General features: G+C 42.0%; 11 protein-coding genes. 4 read left to right on the top strand and 7 right to left on the bottom strand.

Translation table 11 applies throughout. The annotated features are described in order from the left end of the window. Positions 1-143: 143 nt before the first annotated feature. From recG to manA, 7 genes are all read right to left on the bottom strand, one after another. Positions 144-2,159 (bottom strand): ATP-dependent DNA helicase RecG, encoded by a 2,016-nt coding sequence (recG, locus tag BFM96_RS00725; protein WP_068989094.1) that lies wholly within the window; start codon positions 2,157-2,159, stop codon positions 144-146. 27 nt (positions 2,160-2,186) lie between these two features. After that, a complete protein-coding gene (gene alr / locus BFM96_RS00730; RefSeq protein WP_068989095.1) occupies positions 2,187-3,290 on the bottom strand; it encodes an alanine racemase in 1,104 nt (367 codons plus the stop codon). Further along, on the bottom strand, positions 3,250-3,648 hold the full coding sequence (acpS, locus tag BFM96_RS00735; RefSeq protein ID WP_068989098.1) for a holo-ACP synthase: 399 nt from the start codon (positions 3,646-3,648) through the stop codon (positions 3,250-3,252). Before acpS ends, alr begins: the two co-directional genes overlap by 41 nt. Before the next feature lie 89 nt (positions 3,649-3,737). Continuing rightward, entirely contained in the window at positions 3,738-4,766 is a 1,029-nt protein-coding gene (locus tag BFM96_RS00740; protein ID WP_068989101.1) for a 3-deoxy-7-phosphoheptulonate synthase, read from the bottom strand. A 1-nt stretch (position 4,767) separates the two neighbouring features. Beyond that, positions 4,768-5,799: a 3-deoxy-7-phosphoheptulonate synthase gene (locus BFM96_RS00745; protein WP_068989103.1), complete on the bottom strand. Its 1,032-nt coding sequence runs from the start codon at positions 5,797-5,799 to the stop codon at positions 4,768-4,770. Positions 5,800-5,819: 20 nt separating this feature from the next. Next, positions 5,820-8,339: a preprotein translocase subunit SecA gene (gene secA / locus BFM96_RS00750; RefSeq protein ID WP_068989106.1), complete on the bottom strand. Its 2,520-nt coding sequence runs from the start codon at positions 8,337-8,339 to the stop codon at positions 5,820-5,822. Between the two features lie 209 nt (positions 8,340-8,548). After that, on the bottom strand, positions 8,549-9,493 hold the full coding sequence (gene manA / locus BFM96_RS00755; RefSeq protein ID WP_068994081.1) for a mannose-6-phosphate isomerase, class I: 945 nt from the start codon (positions 9,491-9,493) through the stop codon (positions 8,549-8,551). Between the two features lie 276 nt (positions 9,494-9,769). Here manA and BFM96_RS00760 point away from each other — a divergent pair, with 276 nt between their 5' ends. From BFM96_RS00760 to BFM96_RS00775, 4 genes are all read left to right on the top strand, one after another. Next, positions 9,770-11,962 (top strand): C69 family dipeptidase, encoded by a 2,193-nt coding sequence (locus tag BFM96_RS00760; RefSeq protein WP_068989107.1) that lies wholly within the window; start codon positions 9,770-9,772, stop codon positions 11,960-11,962. Between the two features lie 78 nt (positions 11,963-12,040). Further along, complete coding sequence (locus BFM96_RS00765) at positions 12,041-15,619, top strand: ZmpA/ZmpB/ZmpC family metallo-endopeptidase (RefSeq protein WP_068989110.1); 3,579 nt, start codon at positions 12,041-12,043, stop codon at positions 15,617-15,619. Between the two features lie 235 nt (positions 15,620-15,854). After that, positions 15,855-18,032 (top strand): C69 family dipeptidase, encoded by a 2,178-nt coding sequence (locus BFM96_RS00770; RefSeq protein ID WP_068989115.1) that lies wholly within the window; start codon positions 15,855-15,857, stop codon positions 18,030-18,032. Between the two features lie 137 nt (positions 18,033-18,169). Next, on the top strand, positions 18,170-21,445 hold the full coding sequence (locus tag BFM96_RS00775; RefSeq protein WP_068989120.1) for a CocE/NonD family hydrolase: 3,276 nt from the start codon (positions 18,170-18,172) through the stop codon (positions 21,443-21,445). Positions 21,446-21,587 lie beyond the last annotated feature (142 nt).

Consider the following 21,587-nt stretch of genomic DNA (forward strand, 5'->3'; position numbering starts at 1 on the left):
TTGCTTGGTTTGTGTTTGTTTTGAAAATCGCTTGTTATAGTTTACTTTGATGGTCTTGGTCATAGGAACTTCCTCCTCTTTCTTACTAGCTCTATGATACGCCCAAAACCTTAAAGCTGACTTAGAATTTTCTTACAGAAATCTTAATCCAAATGTTCCTTTTTCTCCAAATTCAGGGCTAAAATCTGCCAATCTGCCTGCTCCTGCCAATTAGGTTCAGAGACAATCTGTGCAGAGACTCGCCTTGCTTCTTCTAAGATTGGATAGTCTTCCACCAGATTAGCAACTTGGAATTCTGGAATTCCTGATTGGCGAGTGCCAAAGATTTCACCAGACCCCCGCATTTTCAAATCCTCTTCAGCCAAAACAAAGCCATTGGTCGTCTCTGTCATGATTTTCATGCGTTTTTGACCTGATTCCGTCTTAGGATTGGCTACTAAGATTGCATAGGATTGCTTGTCCCCACGACCTACGCGACCACGCAGCTGATGGAGCTGGCTTAGTCCAAAGCGGTCAGCATCCATAATCATCATCACCGTAGCATTAGGTACATTCACCCCCACTTCGATCACCGTCGTAGAAACCAAAAGATCTGTCTTTTTCTCCTTGAAATCCTGCATAATACGCTCCTTGTCCTCACTTTTCATCTTACCGTGAAGCAGAGCAATGCGTGCACGGTCTGAAAAATAGGCTTTTAATTCCTCTTCCAAGGCCAGAGCATTTTTCAAATCCAAGGCTTCTGATTCTTCAATCAAAGGAGAAATGACATAAGCTTGAGAACCTTTCTGGAGCTCTTTTAAGAGCCAGTCCAAAACAACTGGCAGCTGCTCATGCTTGACCCAACGGGTGACAATGGGCTTGCGTCCAGCTGGCAGCTGATCAATCACGGAGACATCCATATCTCCAAAAGCTGTAATAGCTAAGGTTCGCGGAATAGGTGTCGCTGTCATCATCAAAACATCTGGATTTTGGCCCTTTTCCCGTAAAATCCGACGTTGACCAACCCCAAATCGGTGCTGCTCATCGATGATAATCAACCCCAGCTTGGCATAATCTACTCCTTCTTGAATGAGGGCATGGGTTCCCACGATGAACTCCGCCTCGCCTGAAGCAATAGCAGCTAGCCGTTCACGCTTTTCCGCCACCCTCATACTCCCTGTCAACAAGACAAGATTCAGCTCGGGAAACAATTCTTTTAAACTTTCCGCATGTTGTTCTGCCAAGATTTCCGTAGGCACCATAAGGGCTGATTGAAAGCCCGCTGTATGAGCCGCATACATGCTAAGGGCTGCAACCACTGTCTTGCCACTCCCCACATCTCCTTGCAGAAGGCGATTCATATGAGAAGACGACCTCATATCTCCCAAAATCTCTGCCAAGCTCTTTTCCTGAGCCTCTGTTAAAGAAAAGGGCAGACTGGCCTTTTTCTCCTTGAGGGACTGCTCATCCCACAGCATGCTAAGGCCATTGCCCTCGTCCTTGGTTTGGGATTTCAAGACTTGTAACTGCATTTGAAAATACAGCAACTCTTCAAATTTAACGCGCCGAACGGCCTGCTTATATTCTGCTAAATCTTTGGGAAAATGCATGGCCCGCACAGCCTGACTACGCTCCATTAGTTGGTAGCGTTGTAGTAAAACCGTTGGCAGATTTTCTTCTAAAAGCAAATCCAAGCCCTCATCAAAAGCTATCTTAATCACTTTTACCAGACTGGCTTGACTAACGCCTTGCACCACTCGGTACACTGGCTGCAAATCATCCTCCACCTGCGCTAAGACCTTCATCCCTGTTAGGCTTGCTTTTTTCTTGTCCCATTTTCCAAAGACGGCGATGGTCTGACCCAGCTCGATCTTATCAACCAGATAGGGTTGGTTGAAAAAATTGACAGCCAGAACCACCTCTCCTTGCTTGATTGAAAAACGAAGACGATTTCGTTTAAATCCATAATACTGGACATTGGCAGGGGTCGCAACCTCACCAGCAATCACAGCCTTTTCTCCATCCTCAAGCTCCAAGACATTTTTTGTTTGAAAATCTTCATAGCGAAAAGGAAAATAGAGCAACAAATCCAGCAAACTTGCAATGCCTAATTTTAAGTATTTTTCGGCTGATTTAGGCCCCACTCCAGGAAGTACTGTCAAGGGCTGGTGTAAATTCATCAGATAGTCTCCTTTCCTTTACGATTTTTAAGGATATAGCCGAGGAATTCGATCACTCAGTAAGCACACCACTTCATAGTTAATCGTACCTCGATAAACTGCCACATCTGTCGCTGATACTTCCTTGCCATGACTACTGCCAATCAAAACCACCTTTGTTCCCAGTGGATAGGGCTTTTTCAAGGCAATGGTGATTTGATCCATTGACACCCGACCGACAATCGGACACCGCTCTCCCTCAACTAAAACCGCAAATCCCTGCATATCGCGGGTCCATCCATCTGCATAACCAATCGGTAAAGTAGCAATCCATTCTTCTTCCATGGCCTCATAGGTCGCCCCGTAGCCGATACAAGCTCCCTTTGGAACAGCCTTGACATGGACAATTTCTGTCTCCAACTGCAAAGCAGGTCGCAACTCATACGGCAAGGACAGAACCTCTCCACTTGGATTTAAACCGTAGAGAACCACTCCTAAACGAACTGCATTAAAAATCGTTTCTTGGTGCCACAAACTGGTCGCTGAATTACTAGCGTGGATCAAAAGAGGACAATCCTCCACTTCTGCAAGAATTTCCTTAAAGGTGTTCAATTGCTGATAAAAGTAACTTTCATCGCGTTCATCCGCTGTCGCAAAATGAGTGAAAATCCCTTCTACCAAGCTCCCTGCCTCTGTCAAACTTGCAATTGATTGATTGATATCGCTCGCATTTCTAAAGCCAATCCGCCCCATCCCTGAATCAACCTTGATATGGACACGCAATCCTGTGAGCTCTTGTCCCGTTTGCTTCAGTCGTTCTAGCCACTCTAGGCTCGCAACCGTTAGTACGATATTTTCTCTCAAAGCTAGATCAACAACTTGCACATCCGATACGCCTAAAACGAGCATATCTTGGGTGATGCCTGCATTTCGTAATTCCAAGGCTTCATCAATATTAGAGATGCAAAATCCATCCACTTGTGGTAGCAGAGCACGAGCCACTTGGACTGCACCGTGACCATAAGCATTGGCTTTGACAACCGCCCACTTTTCTACCTCTTGCGGCAAGTGGTATGCTACTTGTTCCAAATTATAGGTAATCGCTGATAAATCAATTACCGCCCTCGTTGGTCTGTGTGGACTTTTTTTCATCCTTTTCCTCCAAAATCACACTTGCAGTCACCAGATTTCCGGCATGGCTAATGGATACCCAGATAGTTCCTTCAAAGGGAGACTGGGTAAAGATTGGTGCCCCCATCTGATTGTTTAAAATTTCTAAATCCTGAAAACTTAGCTGGCGTGTCACTAGCCCCGTTCCCCAAGCCTTGCTAAACGCTTCTTTGGCAGCCCAACGCCCCGCTAAATATTCAAATTTTCGTTTGCCAGAAAGCTGGCTGAACCGTTCTTTTTCACGGTTGGTCAAAACCTTATCCACAAATCGAACATTTCGCTCATATGCCTTCTGAATCGAGGAAATTTCCTCGATGTCAATACCGTGTCCTCTTATCATCGTTTCAAAAAAAGAGCGGAACTCCCGATGATGATTCACCTGAGTACCACCCCAATATCCCTTTCAAGGGGTGACGCAAGCCCACCCTATTACTTTACCGTTTGGTAGATTTCCATAATCAACTGTTCCGTATTGTCCCAACCTAAGCAAGGGTCCGTAATGGACTTCCCAAATACCTCTGGCTGATCTTGGCGTCCATCTTCCAAGTAAGACTCAATCATGAAACCACGAACGGCTTGTTTAATTTTCGGATTCCAATCTCGATTGATCAAAACCTGACGGATAATTCGAACTTGCTCTAGATATTGCTTACCAGAATTATCATGGTTGGTATCAATGATAATGAATGGATTTTCCAGTTCCATTTTCTCATAGCGTTCAATGGCGTCCAGAAGATTTTCATAATAGAAATTCGGAACATTTTTGCCGTATTCATTGGTAGCTCCTCGTAAAATGATATGGGTCAATGGATTTCCACAGGTTTCCACTTCCTGAGCATGGTAGAGAAAACTCTGCTTGTTTTGTGCTGCATAAACAGCATTAAACATCACTCCCATATTGCCTGAGGTTGGATTTTTCATTCCCACTGGAGCATCAATTCCTGATGCCACAAAGCGGTGCTCTTGGTCTTCAACCGAACGTGCACCAATCGCATGGTAGCTGACCAAATCATCTACCAAAACAAGATTGGACGGATAGAGCATCTCATCTGCCGTCGTAAGACCTGTCTCTGTGATGACACGATAATGGAGCTGACGAACTGCTAAAATACCATTGATTAAACTCGGTGCTTTAGACGTATCTGGCTGATGAACTAGCCCTTTATAGCCATCCCCATTGGTCCGAGGTTTTGCCGTATAAACCCGCATCACCATAAAAATTTTATCTTTCACCTTCTCTTGAAGATCCGCAAGGCGCTTAGCGTATTCCAACACAGCCTCTTCATTATCGGATGAGCAGGGACCAATGACCAAGAGAATACGCTCATCTTCTCCACGGATAATCGCTGCTAGCTCCTCGTCACGTGCCTCCTTTTTAGCAAGGGCATCCGCTGACAATTGGCTAACTGATTTAATTTCCTCTATATCAATTTGTTGACCTTTTTCAATAAATACCATATTACTTCCCTAATGTTTCATAAATTTCACGTACCAACTGTTCCGTATGATCCCAGCCGAGACAAGGATCAGTGATTGATTTTCCAAATACATCTGGCTCATCTTGACGACCATCTTCTAAATAAGATTCAATCATAAATCCTCGAACATAGCGATGGATTTTCTCATTCCAAGCTCGGTTAATCAAGGTTTGACGGACAATTCTCACTTGCTCCAAATACTGTTTTCCTGAATTATCATGGTTGGTATCAATGATAATAAAAGGATTCTCCAAGCCCATCTTCTCATACTGGGCGATAGTGTCTAATAAATTATCATAGTAGTAATTTGGAACATTTTTTCCATACTCATTGATAGCACCACGCAAAATTGCATGAGCGTATGGATTTCCAGAAGTTTCTACCTCTGTATTTCCAAACAGGAAACTCTGTTTATTCTGCGCTGCATAAATGCCATTAAACATGACAGTTAAATTCCCAGACGTAGGATTTTTAAGCCCCGTAACCAAGTCTGCCCCACTCGCTACAAAACGATGTTGCTGATCTTCCACCGAACGAGCTCCCACTGCCATGTAAGAAATCAAATCATCCACCAAGGGTAGATTTTCTGGATAGAGCATTTCATCTGCTGTCGTCATGCCCGTCTCTGTGATGACACGATAATGGAGCTTACGAACAGCTTTAATCCCATTGATCAGACTCGGCGCAGCCGTTGCATTGGGCTGGTGAATTAAGCCTTTATAACCATCACCATTGGTTCGTGGCTTAGCCGTATAAACACGCATGACCATAAATATACGGTCTTTAACCGTTTCTTGAAGAGCTGCCAAACGTTTAGCGTATTCTAATACAGCTTCTTCGTTGTCTGATGAGCAGGGACCGATGACCAATAAAATTCGGTCATCTTCCCCACGAATAATGGCATTTAATGCAGCATCTCGTTCTTCTTTTCGTTGCAAAGAAGCCCCCTCAAGCTTATAGTTGCTTCGTACTTCTTTTACATTGATTGGCTGACTTAAGGCTTTAAATGTCATACTCTCTCCTGTATTGTAGCTTAGTTTCTCCGTCCGTGACAATTTTTGAACTTCTTACCAGAACCGCATGGGCACAATTCATTCCGGCGGATACTTTCAATTTTCACATCTTCTGGCAACATCGTATGTTGGGCGGCAATATTTCTGGTTGCCGTTGTGCTAATTTGGTGCTCTGCCCGTGGACGCTCTTGTTCATGAATTTGCGCCTTCATCATCAATCGTGTGACATCAAACTCGATGGAGCCAATCATGTCGTTAAACATACGGAAACCTTCAGATTGATATTCGACGATTGGGTTATTTTGGGCATAGCCACGCAAGCCAACGGAACTTCTCAATTGATCAAGAGCATCAATATGATCTGTCCATTTAGCATCAACCACACGTAAAATCAAGACTTTTTGGAATTCCTTAACAGCATCCTCATCTCGAAGTTTCGCAATCTGACTATCATAAACTTCGAGAGCACGCTCAAATAATTCTTCTTTGATTTGCTTGTCTGATAGACCTTTTAAATCTTCCTCACTAATCGAATCCTCAGGCAGGAGATTCATCTTAGCAAAATTAAGAATGGCTTCTAGCTTTTCTGCCTTATCCACATGATTATTCATATCCACCGTACGATTGATGGTCCGTTTAATCATGCCATGAATTTCAGGAGCTAAATCGCGGTCTGCCGTGATAACATCATACCGTTCTGCATAGATGATTTCACGTTGCTCACGCATGACATCATCGTATTGAAGGACTTGTTTACGCGTGTCATAGTTGTTTCCTTCGACGCGTTTTTGAGCACCTTCGACCTGACGTGTCAACATTTTCGACTTAATAACGGATTCTTCTTCGCTCAAATTCATACGATCTAAAACAGCCTTAATTCGCTCAGAACCAAAACGTTTCATCAAATCATCTTCTAAGGACAGGTAGAATTGTGATTCCCCTGGATCCCCTTGCCGACCAGAACGTCCACGGAGCTGATTGTCAATCCGACGGCTTTCGTGGCGCTCTGTTCCGATGACACACAGTCCACCGAGTTCACGCACGCCCTCACCGAGCTTAATATCCGTTCCCCGTCCAGCCATGTTGGTCGCAATAGTGACCGCACCTCGCTGACCAGCATTCATAACGATTTGAGCTTCTTTATAGTGGTTTTTGGCATTCAAGACCTCGTGAGGAACGCCTGCCTTTACCAACATCTTGGAAATATAGTCACTGGTTTCAACCGCAACTGTTCCGACAAGGACAGGTTGTCCTTTTTGGTAGCGTTCTTTCACATCTTGCACCACTGCCTTAAATTTGGACTCAATACTTGGGTACAACAGGTCTGGATGGTCAATACGAGCAACCGGGCGGTTTGTCGGAATTGGAATCACGCGAATATTGTAGATTTCACGGAATTCCTCTTCCTCAGTCTTACCAGTCCCTGTCATCCCAGACAATTTCTTATACATCCGGAAAAGATTTTGGTAGGTAATGGAAGCTGAAGTTTTGGTTTCATCTTGAACCGGCACTCCTTCTTTGGCTTCAATCGCTTGGTGAAGACCATCTGAATACCGGCGACCTTCCATTGTCCGCCCTGTAAATTGATCGACAATGAGGATTTCCTGGTCTTCACTAACCACATAATCAATGTCTAGCAACATGATATAGTTGGCACGGAGGGCATTGTCGATAAAGTGGGTCAAAGCCACATTTTCAATGTCATAAAGATTATCCAGCTTGAAGTAACTTTCTGCCTTATCAATACCTGAATCCGAAAGACCAATCGTCTTGGACTGAACATCAATGATATAGTCATCCTTGGTCAGTGATTTGACATAGTGGTCTGCCATGTGGTACAGCTGATTGGTCTCTGACGAAACAGGGCCAGATACGATCAAAGGTGTCCGTGCTTCGTCAATCAAGATAGAGTCTACCTCATCAACCAAGGCATAGTTGAGCGGGCGTTGTACCATGTTTTCTGCCCGAACCACCATGTTGTCCCGCAGATAGTCAAATCCAATCTCTGAGTTGGTTGAGTAGGTGATATCACAGGCATAAGCTTCTTTTTTCTCAGTTGGTGATTTTGCCGCTAGGTTAATCCCTACAGACAAGCCCAACCAAGAGTACAGTTCACCCATCTCCGTTGCGTCCCGTTCTGATAGGTATTCATTGACGGTAACAACGTGCACTCCTTTTCCAGAGATAGCGTTGAGATAAACTGGCATGGTCGCGGTCAAGGTTTTTCCTTCCCCTGTACGCATTTCAGGTACATCACCATGATGAAGGACAATTCCTCCCATAATCTGCACAGGATAGGGGAAGAGTCCCAAAACACGTTTTGCTCCTTCACGGACAACCGCAAAGGCTTCGTACAACAAATCATCCAAAGATTCCCCATTGCGGTGACGTTCCTTGAACTCCTCTGTTTTGGCTTTTAGTGCTTCATCTGATAAAGCAGCCATCTCATTTTCATAAGCAATGACCTTCTTGGCCATTTTCTCTAATTTTCGTAATTCACCTTTATCATTTTCAATGATTGTTTTTAATATATTCGCCATGTTGTTCCTTACTTGTCGTTAATCTTCTACTCCCAAATCCTCAAAAAGAGAGGGGATAAGGGGATAACCTTTCCATTTTTTGAGAGCATTATTTTTAAAATGTTCTTTTCATTATAGCATGTTTTCCTATATCTTTCAAGAACGAGAATGGGATTTAAACCGATGACGGCTTATCCAATCATCGGTTTCTTTGCTTAATTCCAACTTTATCAAGGATGACTAACAATCATCTCTAAACTCTCTCCCCGCAAGGTCCAATCAAGCACATTTGCTGGCAGGATAAAGTGGTCACCTTTTTTAATGGAATAGACCTGCCCGTCAATGACAAGTTCCCCTTGGCCCGCTAAGACACTAACCAAGTAATAGTCAGCTGTTCGTTGCATGTGAACTTGCCCTGTTATCTCCCACTTGTAAACACTGAAAAAGTCATTGGCAACAAGCAGGGTTGAACGCAAATCATCTGCGTAAAGGGTCACAGGACGGCTATTTGCTGGATCCCCAATTGTTGTTACATCAATGGATTTTTCCAAATGCAATTCTCGGAGATTGCCTGCCTCATCCTTTCGGTCAAAATCGTAGACACGGTAGGTGGTATCACTTGATTGCTGGGTTTCCAAAATCATAATGCCTTGTCCAATAGCGTGAATAGTGCCACTTGGCACATAGAAGAAATCCCCCGCCTTGACAGGAACCTTCTTCAACAACCCTTCCCAATCTTTCTGGTCAATCTTTTCACGAAGTTCTTCTTTTGAGAGGGCCTTGTGCCCATAGATAATTTCAGATCCTTCATCAGCTGCCAAAACATACCAGCATTCGGTCTTGCCAAGCTCTCCCTCATGTGCTAAACCATAAGCATCATCGGGGTGAACTTGTACGCTCAACCAGTCATTAGCATCTAAAATTTTCGTCAAAAGAGGAAAAACATCTTCTCTTCGATGAGCAAAAAGTTCACGGTGTTCACGGTACAAATCATCTAATTTCCAACCTGCATAGACTCCATTTTTAACCAAGGAAACCCCATTTGGATGGGCTGAAATCGCCCAGTATTCCCCGATATGGTCACTTGCACTTTCATAGCCAAATTCGTCCCGAAGCCTAGTCCCGCCCCAAATCTTTTCCTGCATAACCGATTGTAAAAATAGTGCTTCCGCCATCATTGTTCCTCGTTTCTACTGTCTGTATCTATCTTAGCAAAATTCTTCCAGAAAATCAGCTCACCACTGCTTTTTCTTCTCCCTCAAAAAATCTTGCAAAATACAATCAATTTCTCATAAATTTAGTGAAATATTTGGCATTTTTACTTAAAAAACAGATGTATAATGTAAGCGTAAACAAAGAGGGTCTAAAAAGAAATCTTCATAAGATAAAAAGGAGGCGAGCATTCACTTTTCAGACACTCTTTACTCAAAAATTCACAAAAGGAGAATACTATGCAATCCAAACATATCAAAACGCTCATCGCAGCCGCCTTGTTTTCAACCACCTTATTGGCTGCAAAATCTGCGGAAGCTTGCTCTGCTTTCATTATCGGAAAAGACCTGACCGAAGACGGCTCTTACCTCTTTGGACGTACAGAGGATTATCCTTTCCAAAGTGGAACTGCAGACCACAACAAAAACTTCATCGTCCACGAAGCAAAAGACTATCAACCAGGGGAATTTCAACACGATGGAGACACTGGCTTTACCTATGAACACGCAGCTCATGAGTACAAATACACCTCTACTCCTGACGCAGAACGTGGAGATCAGGAAGCAACCGATGCAGACAAGGCTAAACTAAGTGCCGAAGAAGGATTTGCAGAAAGTAATCTGAACGGAACCTACGGTGCGCACGGTTTCAATGAACATGGCGTATCCATGTCAGCTACAGTCACTGCAAGCCCAGTCGCAGGCTATGAAACAGGGAATTTCCAAAAGATTGAAAAAGTCGATCCATTCACCAGCGTGATCCAGCGTCAACGCCAAGAAGACTTGGAAGAAAACGCTAAAGCCAGCGTCAAATCAGAAGCAGATAAGGCCAGTGAAGACGCTAAAAAACAAGCCCTAGCAGAAGGCAAAACAGAAAAAGAAGCCAAAAAAATTGCCAAAGAAGCAGCTCAAGCCATCTATACAAAGGCTATTGAAACCGCAACAGAAGAGCAAAATAAAAAAGATCCTAGCTACCTCGCTCCTTTAGGTGGTCTTGGCGAATCAAGTATGATTGACTTGGTATTGCCACGCGTGAAAACAGCTCGCGAAGGTGTGGAGTTAATCGCTAAAGTCCTTGAAGAAAAAGGAGCTTATGACGGAAACGTCATCATGATTGGAGACAAAAAAGAACTCTGGTACATGGAAATCCTTTCTGGCCACCAATATGTTGCCATCAAGTATCCAGCAGACAAATATTCTGTTTTCCCAAATACTTGGTCACTAGGTAGCGTAGACTTCAACGATAAAGAAAATGTCATCGCCTCTAAAGACGTTGAAAAAATTGCAAAAGAGGCTGGCACAGCGACCTACGACAAGGATGGTAAATTCCTCATCGCACGCTCCTATGGTCCAGATAAAGACTCACCAGGTAACCGTTCTCGTGCCTATGCAGGTATCAAACTGCTAGATCCTGATTCACCAATTCAATACAATGATGATTTCTATGATTTGTTGCGTAGCCCAAGCAATCCAAACAAGAAATTCACTCTCCAAGATGTCTTTAACCTCCAACGCAATCGTTTTGAACATTTACCAGAATTCAAGCCAGATGACGAAGCCCCAGCAGATTTGAAATACAATCGTCGGATTGGACATGATGTCTATAAATATGCACTAGGAAACAAAAACGTTATCAATGCCCATGTTTACCAAATCAATCCAAATCTGCCAACAGAATTTGGCGGTATCGCTTGGCTAGGTTTTGGACAAACAAGAAACACTCCTTACGTTCCTTACTATGGCAATATCAACGAGACACCAAAGGAATTCCATCCTCAAACAACAGAATATGATACAAATTCCTGGTATTGGACTGTTCAAAATATTGATAAACTAACTTCTGAACATTACGATTTATTCGGAAATACCATCCAAAAACGTTGGAAAGCTATTGAAGAATTAGAAATCGCTCGTCAAGATAAGATGAATGCTTTCTATACACAGGCAGGTTTGAGCCCTGAACAAGCAAGCAGAATGGTTACAGCAGATTTCCTACGCCTTGCTGAAACAATGTTCAAAGAGATGAAATTGGTCGAAAGTAAGATTCAAGCAGCCATCAAAGGAGACAAGGAAGCACTGGCTTGGCTCCAAAGTCTTGATAATCTACCAATCCTACCAGAACCTCGTCTCTATCAATTAGAACCAACTGGTAGCAGACCACTAACCTACAATCCACCAAGTGCACCTTTGTCACACTTTGTCAATAGAGGTCAAGAAATCCCTCAAGCAGAACCATTAAGTGTCAAAGCAGGCAAGGAAATTAAAGGAGTACAACAAGCAAGTCAAGCTCCTTCATCACTTGGTAAAGCTGTCGCTAGCAAAGCAGCATTGCCACAAACAGGTTCCCATACATCTCGTATGATGGAAATGTTAGGGCTCGCTTTCCTTTCCCTTTCTGGACTCTTTATCACCAAAGGAAAGAAAGAACAGTAAGGAATAGGAGCGTAGCAAGGAGCTACGTTCCTATTTTGCGCCCAAAACTACCATTTTATAGAAAGGAAATTCTCAACCATGTCCTCTAAAAAGAATATTCTTCGCCAATTAACACTCAGTTCAACCATCCTTATCTTCGCAGCTAGCCTATCAGGATGGAGCTATGCTGATGAGGTAAGCGAAGCAAATAACCAACCACAAACCGGCACTACTAATCATCTCCAACCAGAGCTTGCAAATCCAACAACCGAAAACACCTCACCTCTTATAAATGATACCACTGAGCAAGAGGGCACCAGTGAGACGCAAACTATTGCCCTAGAAAATGCTAAGGTGCTTCTTCCCTACGCAGATGAATCTGAACAAGCTGCCTATGCTGAAAAAATTGCTGCTGATGACAAACTTGCCACAACCAAACTAACAGCTGCTGTCACTATGCAGGATAATGAGGTCATCACCGATGTCTACGGCAAGGAAAATAAAGTCAATAAACTCCTGCTTCACTACGAGGATAACTCCGTTGAATACAAGGATTTAATCTACAAAGAAACAGATGGAAATAAACATGCTCACTACCAATTAGACAAAGCACTCGCTTACACACCAAAACAAGTAGTCACCCCTTTGGAAGATGTGCTCAACCAATTAGAAAAACCACTTAAAGAGGTGCAATATAAATCTTCTGAAGTCTATCAAGCTCTAAACATAACGGAAAAACCAGAAGAAGTCATGGACTACCTTTACTTAGAGTCTTCTTTTGTCAATGTCCAACAAAACATTCGAGACTTTATCAAAAAAGTGCTCATCCACGACGAAAGCATTGATCTCACGAATGCCGAATCCGTTCAAACAGCTGTTGAAACTATTTTAACCAACAAAGAAAAAGTGCTGCTCAGCCTAGCCTATCTCAATCGTTGGTACGATGTCGCCTATGGTGATATCAAGTCCAAAGAGTTGACCATGTACCGCCAAGATTTCTTTGGCATGAAAAATCAACCATTAGAACTCCTCCTAAAAATTGGTAGTGAAGGTTCTAAAGGATACGATCCCCAAAACAATTACAAATACTATGCACGTTCCCTTGCTCCATTTACTGGAAAAGAAAATCTTCCTGCTTTTTTGGAATCCTATCGCGAAGCCTTCCTACCAGAGATGAGCAACAACGACTGGTTCAAGAGTGCTTCTAAAGCCTATATTGTCGAAAACAAGTCTCACCATGCCACAGACGAGTCAGGCAATCTTTACGACCGCCTCAAAGAATTATCTCGGAGAGACGAGTATAGTACCAAGAAAAATCGGAGACGCTTTAGAAACATGCTCCTCCCATTGCTCACTATTCCAGAACACAATGTCTATATCATCAATGTTCTTTCAAATATGATATTTGGAACCTACGATCGCTACATTGATGCCGGATTAAAAACAAGCGATCCAACGACTTATCAAGAAAAGATTGCTGCATTTGAACAGCAAATTACGGAGGCTGCCGAAAAATTCCGCAGACATTTTGATATGTGGTACCGTATCCTTCCTGAAGCCTACAAGGAGCAAATGAAACTCTATGTTCCTGTTTGGGATTCTCTCGGACAGTATCAAAAGAATCCTGACACTAATCGATACGAAGGAATCTGGTTCCCAGATCGTGGTGAAAATTCCCCTGCCTCTATCCAAAACTTCTTTGGACCAGTAGGGGCTTACAACCCTTATGGGAATATCAAATATGTAGGTGCCTTTGCAGATGCTCTCGAAAAAGAAGTCGTATTTGTTATTACTGGACTTATCAGCGAGCGAGGAATTGGAACCCTCACTCACGAAATGGTTCACATGTACGACTACTATACCTACCTCCTTCGCAATGGTAGGCGGCAATTTATGTGGCCAGAAGCTTTTCCTGAAGGATTCCTCCAAGCTCCAGACAATAGCGATGTCCCTATTATCGGAATTAATTCTGTCCTAGACCACACGAATAATACTGATCGTCAGCGGTTCCACAATCTCAATCCTGAACGTTTCCAAAACGCAGAGGACTTACATGAATATATGCATGGTATTTTTGATGTTGTCTACATGATGGAATATGCCGAAGGTATGGCTGTTCTTGAAAAAGATAAAGACATTCAAAGAAAATGGTTCAATAAACTAGAAACCATCAATATCCCTAATCCAGATGGCTACGATGAGGGACGTAATGTCAAACGACCATTTACCGAGGAAGAATGGCAAGAAATGACCTTAAAAACGATCGATGACTTGGTTGACCATAATGTAATGACCAATCGTGGCTACAATCCAACCTACGATCAAACCATTGAATTTGACGATGAACACCCAACCCATCTCCTTCAAAACGGTTACGACATGATTACGCCATTTGGACCGATTTATGCATCTGCAGAAAGCCCTTCTTCACCTGGTGATTTGTCCTTTAAACGAACTGGATTTGAGTTGCTTGCTGCTAAAGGTTTTGAAAAAGGTCTCGTCCCTTACGCGTCTAATCAGTACAAAGACGAAGCCTGGGCAGATGGAGTACAAGACTGGTCTGTGAGCGACCCATTTGTCTTTGGAAAACTCCTACCTGAATATAATGGTTCTTTTGCTACTTTCAAGAAAGCCATGTATCATGAACGGATTGACAAATTAGGTCAATTAAAACCAGTCACCATTCACTATTTGAACGAAGATGTCGCTGTCGATTCCTTTGATACCTTGATGAAACTCATGAAAGAGGCTGTTAATCAAGATATCGAAAAAGAGGTGATTGATAATAGTGAGCAATCGCAAGTCACCAAACTAGAAAAAGCCCTCTTAGACGCTTATCTCAAATCTACAGATGATTTCAGAAGTTCCATTTTTGACGACAGGAAGAAAGAAATCGACGAAAATGAAAACTCAGAAGTGTCCAATCAAGAGGAGACCCCTAATCATACAGAGGAGACAATAGAAGATCACTCTACAGAAACATCTGAAATCCTGCAAATTCCACACACAAGCGTCACTCCTGAGAAGACTGAAGAAAAGATACAAATAGAAACCAAGAAACCAGATACAGCTAGCACCCAAGCCTCACCTGCAGAGGAGGCAATCTTAAGCTTGGTTGATGAACGAACCAAGGTAAAAGTACTCGGTTCAGTTTCTGCTCTTAATGGCGCAGTCACTCTAACTGTACGCCCTCTCACTTCTCCTACTCTTATTGGACAAGACTATGACTTATACGATATTTCTCTTTATAATCAGAAAGGAGAACGTGTTTCTGTAACGGGCGAAGTGACTGTCCTTCTCCCAAGTAAAGGCAAGGTTGAAAAAGTTTACTATGTTCTGAATAACATGAAAGAAAGTTTGCCATTCTATCAAAATCAAGAACAGACCGAGGTCCTCTTTAAGGTGCCTCATTTTAGCCAATACGCTCTCATTTACAGCAAAAAGCAAGAAATCAAGCAGCCTGTGGAATCTCCAAAACCTCTTTCTATTCAATCTAATCCTTTCTTCCTTTCTACGAGCAGACAAGAAAAAATGCCTGTTCAAAGCGAAGTACAAACGAAAACTGACAAAAATACCCAAACATTGCCAAACACTAACTCATCTAATTCACTTCTTAGTGTCATCGGTCTTTTCCTAGCCAGCTTAGGCCTTTCTTCACTCATTCGAAAAAAGGACTAGAAGCCCTAGAAACCTCCAGATAAGCAGAAGAATTCACTCGCTCAACTCTCCTTAACGAGCAAACTCAAAAGCGCTTTTAGTCCATCTTTAAGGTGACTAAGGCGCTTTTTATAAAAATTTTATGTCATTCTAGTTAATTACTCTTGTAAATAGTGAAATATTTCTCACTTTTCTGAATTCATTCCCTGTATAATGAAAACGTAAACATTTTCAGAACTATAGAAAGGTCGTTTTTATGAAATCTACACACCTCAAAGCCATTTTTGCAACTGCCCTATTTTCTGCCGTAGTGCTATCTGCTCAGTCTACCGAAGCTTGCTCTGCGTTTATCATCGGAAAAGATTTGACAGAAGACGGAACTTATTTATTTGGTCGGACAGAAGATTTCCCATTCCAAGAAGAAAATGCTGCTCACAATAAAAACTTTATCGTGCATGAAGCTACTGATTATAATAATGGAGAGGTTATCCATGATGGTGATACTGGTTTCACCTATCCTCGCGCAGAGCACGAGATGAAATATACAGCAGTTCCTGATGCAGAACGAGATGAAGAAGAGAATTTGAATGGAACTTATGGTGCGCACGGTTTTAACGAAGCCGGGGTCTCCATGTCAGCTACTGTAACAACTACTCCCAACAAGTGGCAAACTGGAAATTGGAAGAAAATAGCTAGAGAGGATCCTTTCTTTAAGTATGAACCCTTCTTTAAAGAATACTATAAAGAATATGACAATGCCTATCAAGCAGAATTAGAGGCTGGAAAAACGACTGAAGAAGCTGAAAAGCAAGCAGACCAAGCCGCCTATTCTAAAGCTCAAAATGTCACAGATGAAAAACAAGGAGGACTTGGAGAATCAAGTATGATCGACCTTGTGTTGCCACGCGCCAAAACAGCTCGTGAAGGTATTGAAACGATTGCCAAAGCGATTGACGAGCACGGAGCTTATGATGGAAATACCATTATCATCGCAGATAAAAAAGAACTCTGGTATATGGAAATTCTATCTGGACATGAATATGTTGCCATCAAATATCCGGCCGACAAATTCTCTGTTTTTCCTAATACTTATTTTCTAGGCAGTGTTGATTTTTCTGATAAGGAAAATGTTATTGCCTCTAAAAATGTTGAGGCGCTCGCAAAGCGTGTCGGAGCAGCAACCTATGACAAAGATGGGAAGTTTCTCATTGCACGTTCCTACAGCACAAATGATTACGCTGCTGATAACCGTTCTCGAATCTACGCCGGAATCAAACTATTAGATCCACAAGCCAACATTAGCTACGACGATCCTTATTATGATTTCTTACGTTCTCCGACAGATCCAAGCCGTAAATATAGTATTCAGGACGCATTTGACATCCAACGGAATCGCTTTGAGCATTTACCAGAATACAAGCCTGATGATCAAATACCTGAAACCGAATCCAAAACATGGATTAATAACGATGTCGAATACAGCCATCCTGTCTATAAATATGCCCTCGGCAATAAAAATGTTATCGACCCTCATATTTACCAAATTTCCTCAGAACTGCCAGAAGGCTTTGGAGGCATTTCTTGGATGGCTCTCGGCCAATCTCGCAATACTCCTTATATTCCTTACTATGGAAACATCACAAAAACACCAAAAGAATTTCATTCTCAAGCTACTACATACGATAGTAATTCTTGGTATTGGACAGCCCAAAATATCGATAAATTAGTCTCAGAAAACTATTCTCTATTTGGAAATATCATCCAAAACCGTTGGAAAGCACTAGAAAAAGCAGAAATTGCAAGACAAAATCTACAAAACACTTTCTACAAGTCTGCCAATTTGACCGCGAAAGCTGCTAGTGAAAATGTCACAAAAGATTTCTTGGCTTTAGCCGATGTTGTTTTCAAAGAAATGAAGGTCGTGGAAGAAAAGATTCAGCTGGCTATCAACGGAGATCAGCAAGCACTAGCCTACCTCAAAGATATCTCCACTTTACCAGCACTTCCAAAGCTGCATTTTGCTAAAACAGGCGCTACGCCTACGGTCGTTCAAAAACCAACTTTATCTATCAAGGAAGCGAATGAAATGAATAAACATCAAAAAGATGACCCTCATTTTTCAGCTGGATTAGGAACTATCAACGACGAGAGACTACTGCTAGATGGAAAGCATCTGCCTAGCAACTCACAGGTGCAAATGAGCTCCCATGTTATTCCTTCTTATCAAGCTCAACCTGTCATCTCCCCTCTTGCAAGTCATATCAACCATGAGGCTAAAGTTGCCACTTCTGAAAAACTTGAACAAGCTCTAGAAACTACAAAATCGTCTTTACCAACAACTGGAAGCCATACCTCTAGACTCTGGACCAGTATCGGTTTTGCTTTTCTAGCCCTCTCTAGCCTATTTATAAAAAAGGGAAAAACAAACCATTGAGACAACTATATAGGAGTAAGGATTTATTCGGTGAAAATCAAGACAGATAAGATACATATCACCAATCTAGCTGATCATCATTATTTTGATGATCAAAAGCCATTTCTCCCACTCCTTCACGACAAAGGAAATGAACTATGAATAAAAAATATCTTCTCGCATCACTCCTTCTCGCTCCTTTTCTTCTCACAACCGTAAGTTTTGCCGAGGAAACAAGTGAAGCATCTCAAATCCTTGAAACAAAAATAGAAGAGGTAGCATTAAGCGATGATTCTGCTACTTCTCCAGAAACAAGCCTAATCTCTTCAGCTACATCCTCTTCTACTGCCAATACAGTTCCTCTTGCTACACAGCAAGATTTAAACTCTATTGTAGGAAAATCAACCGAGGAACATTCAACTGCTCCCCAAACTGTTTCGCATCAAGAAGCTGCTGAAACTCTTCTTTCCTGGGCAGCCACTTCTCCTAAACAAATCGGAAAAGAAGAATCGGACCGTCTGCATTTTGCAAGCAGTTTAGGGCTCATTCACGAAGATACCGATCTGAATAGCCCGGTTAGTTCAGAAAATCTGCAAAAAATGGCAGAAATAGCAACTCAACTCCATGATGCATATCGGGCAGAGAAAAAACAGCCTCTATTTATTAATGGAAAAGCCCAGCCAATCTTTCCTTTTTCAACCGGTGCTAAATCAACTGGCTACGACTACGATAAAAGTCAAATTGTCCGTTATGTTGTCTATGTTGAGACCGATTTTGATACAGATGGAGATGGAAAAAGAGATTTAGTCAAAGCACTTGTCCAAGTACCAAAAGCTGCTGTAAAAGGCGATTTTAAAGCCTCTACTATCTTTGAAGCCCTTCCTTATATTACCGGAACTACCGGAGCAGGAAATTTAGAAGACTTAGGCTTGCAACAGGGTGGAGATTTTGATTTATCAAAACTAAAGGAACAGCCAGATAAACGCACACCTATCAAAGAAATCACTTCAGAAGAGGCTGCTCGTTCCGCCTCCTCCTCTCAGTGGTATTATCAAAATCCACTGGAAGATAATAAATGGGAATATGAGGACTTAAATTGGTATAATTATTTCCTTGTTCGTGGATTTGCAGTCGTATCAAGTGCTGGACTTGGTTCCAAAGACTCTCAAGGTTTTAATACAGTTGGTTCGCCATTTGAAGTCGCAGCTTTCAAAGCGATTTTAGAATGGTTGGATGGTAAAAGAGTTGCATACACAGACAAGACAAGCAATATCGCTGTTACTGCCGATTGGGCAAATGGAAAAGTCGGCATGACCGGTCTATCTTGGGGTGGTACAACTAATTTCGCCTTGGCAAGAACTGGAATTGAAAACCTCAAAACCATTGTCCCACAAGCTGGAATCGCTAGTTGGTACGAGTACTTGATGAGCCAAGGAACCCCTTATAATGCTGAACCTTATAGCAATATTTCTTGGTTATCTACCTATGTATCTGGCCGTATCCTAGATGCCGAGGACTGGGACAGTATCAAAGAAACATATGCTGCCTATATTACTCAATTAGATAAGGCTCAAAAAGAACATGATTATGATTACAGCGATGTATTTAAAGAGCGAGACTATACATTAGAAACTGAAAATATTAAAATCCCTGCTCTGATTGTTCACGGTTTAAATGACGATATTGTAAAGACCAAGAATTTCGAACTCATGTACCAAGCCTTTAAAAAAGCAGGTCAATTAACAAAGCTCTACCTCCACCAAGGAAATCATATCGAACCCACAGCACTTGTTTCTACAGATGAAAACGGGAAAAATAAAAGAGTTTTCTTTGATTTACTCAATAGCTGGTTTTCTCACTACCTCTATGATGTTCCAAATGATGTCGAATCTTTGCCAGCTGTTACAGCCCAAAATAATTACAATCCAGACAAATGGACAACTTATGATAGCTGGGAAAGCAAACACCATTTGAACCTAACTACAAATGCCACTCAAGACGAGCGTGTCACCATTACTAGCGAATATGTCAACAAAGCCGGCATTGACTGGCGTTACCGTGATGCTGCGGTGGGATTCCATTCTTCTCCAGCTAATCTTACCTATATAACAGACGTGACAGAACCAACCACCATCAAAGGTTCTACTCCTGTACAGTTCAAGGCAGCGCTAGCTAGCGGAACTGGCAAGAATTTACCCGTCAATGTTTTATTAGTAGATATTGCCGAAGAGGAATTCGATGTTACTGGAGACAATGTCGATTATGAAACCTATGGTTATCGTTACACTTGGCAAGATAGCTATACGACTGATCCAAAAGGATTTTGGCAAGGAAGCAACCTAAAAAGCAAGCCATTGAAGCAATATGGGACATTAAAGCGGAACTATAAAGTCATTAGCAGTGGTTGGGTAAACCTAAGGAATCCTGAATCTGATTTTGCTCCTGCCACAGCAAGCAAGAGTATTGATCCCAACATCGGTGAATTTCACGATTACACAGTTTATCTTCAACCAACGGTTTATGACATCAAACCTGGACACCGACTAGCACTTGTTTTTACAACCTATGATACAAACAGTATTTTCATACCGGATGAATATAAAGTCACCTTTAGACCAACATCCATAAAAGCAAGCATTCCAATTGTCCAAGAAGCTAGGGACAAAAAGGCAAATTACAGCCCATCTCTCGGAGCTGAGCCTGAACGATTCGCCATTCCGACAGAGCACCTTCCGATTGTAGATAAGCCAACACTGGTCCTAAACAAGGCAGTCAAACCGGAAAATCTGATTTCAGAAAAACCTACATTATCCATAGAAGAAGTTGTAAAGCTCACAAAACAGCTAGAAGAATTGGAGCACAACAAACAACCTAAACATTTCAGTGTTGGTGAGGGGAATATTACAAAGGAAAAACCTACATTATCCATAGAAGAAGTTGTAAAACTCACAAAACAACTAGAAGAATTGGAGCACAACAAACAACCTAAACATTTCAGTCTTGGTGAGGGGAATATTACAAAAGAAAAACCTACATTATCCATAGAAGAAGTTGTAAAGCTCACAAAACAGCTAGAAGAATTGGAGCACAACAAACAACCTAAACATTTCAGTGTTGGTGAGGGGAATATTACAAAGGAAAAACCTATATTATCTATAGAAGAAGCCATCAAACTGACCAAAAAATTAAAAAATCCATCACAGCGCTTAGCTGTCAACTATCATCAACAGTCAACTATTCCATCTCAAGCTGAAATGAGGCAAGAAACATCTCCTTTAATAAAAACAGAGATACCTCAAAATGAGAATTCTGAGAAGCATGAAGCAACCTTGCCACAAACAGGTTCTCATACATCTCGTATGATGGAAATGTTAGGGCTCGCTTCCCTTTCCCTTTCTAGACTCTTTATCACCAAAGGGAAGAAAGGACAGTAGACTAGTCACACAACGATTTTAATCAATAGTAAGCAGATAGCAAAAAGGAGGGCTCTATAATTTCTGTAGTGGGTAAATCCACTGTGGAGATTATGGAACCTTTTTCAGTATAGAAAAAAAGTCCCATATGACCTATAATGAA

This window comes from Streptococcus himalayensis (assembly GCF_001708305.1).
GTDB classification, from domain to species: Bacteria; Bacillota; Bacilli; order Lactobacillales; family Streptococcaceae; genus Streptococcus; species Streptococcus himalayensis.

Coding starts and splice junctions, on each gene's coding strand:
- BFM96_RS00765 (WP_068989110.1), top strand. CDS start 12,041: ATGTCCTCTAAAAAGAATATTCTTCGCCAATTAACACTCAGTTCAACC.
- manA (WP_068994081.1), bottom strand. CDS start 9,493: ATGGCGGAAGCACTATTTTTACAATCGGTTATGCAGGAAAAGATTTGG.
- BFM96_RS00745 (WP_068989103.1), bottom strand. CDS start 5,799: ATGACATTTAAAGCCTTAAGTCAGCCAATCAATGTAAAAGAAGTACGA.
- BFM96_RS00775 (WP_068989120.1), top strand. CDS start 18,170: ATGAATAAAAAATATCTTCTCGCATCACTCCTTCTCGCTCCTTTTCTT.
- secA (WP_068989106.1), bottom strand. CDS start 8,339: ATGGCGAATATATTAAAAACAATCATTGAAAATGATAAAGGTGAATTA.
- recG (WP_068989094.1), bottom strand. CDS start 2,159: ATGAATTTACACCAGCCCTTGACAGTACTTCCTGGAGTGGGGCCTAAA.
- alr (WP_068989095.1), bottom strand. CDS start 3,290: ATGAAAAAAAGTCCACACAGACCAACGAGGGCGGTAATTGATTTATCA.
- BFM96_RS00760 (WP_068989107.1), top strand. CDS start 9,770: ATGCAATCCAAACATATCAAAACGCTCATCGCAGCCGCCTTGTTTTCA.
- BFM96_RS00770 (WP_068989115.1), top strand. CDS start 15,855: ATGAAATCTACACACCTCAAAGCCATTTTTGCAACTGCCCTATTTTCT.
- acpS (WP_068989098.1), bottom strand. CDS start 3,648: ATGATAAGAGGACACGGTATTGACATCGAGGAAATTTCCTCGATTCAG.
- BFM96_RS00740 (WP_068989101.1), bottom strand. CDS start 4,766: ATGGTATTTATTGAAAAAGGTCAACAAATTGATATAGAGGAAATTAAA.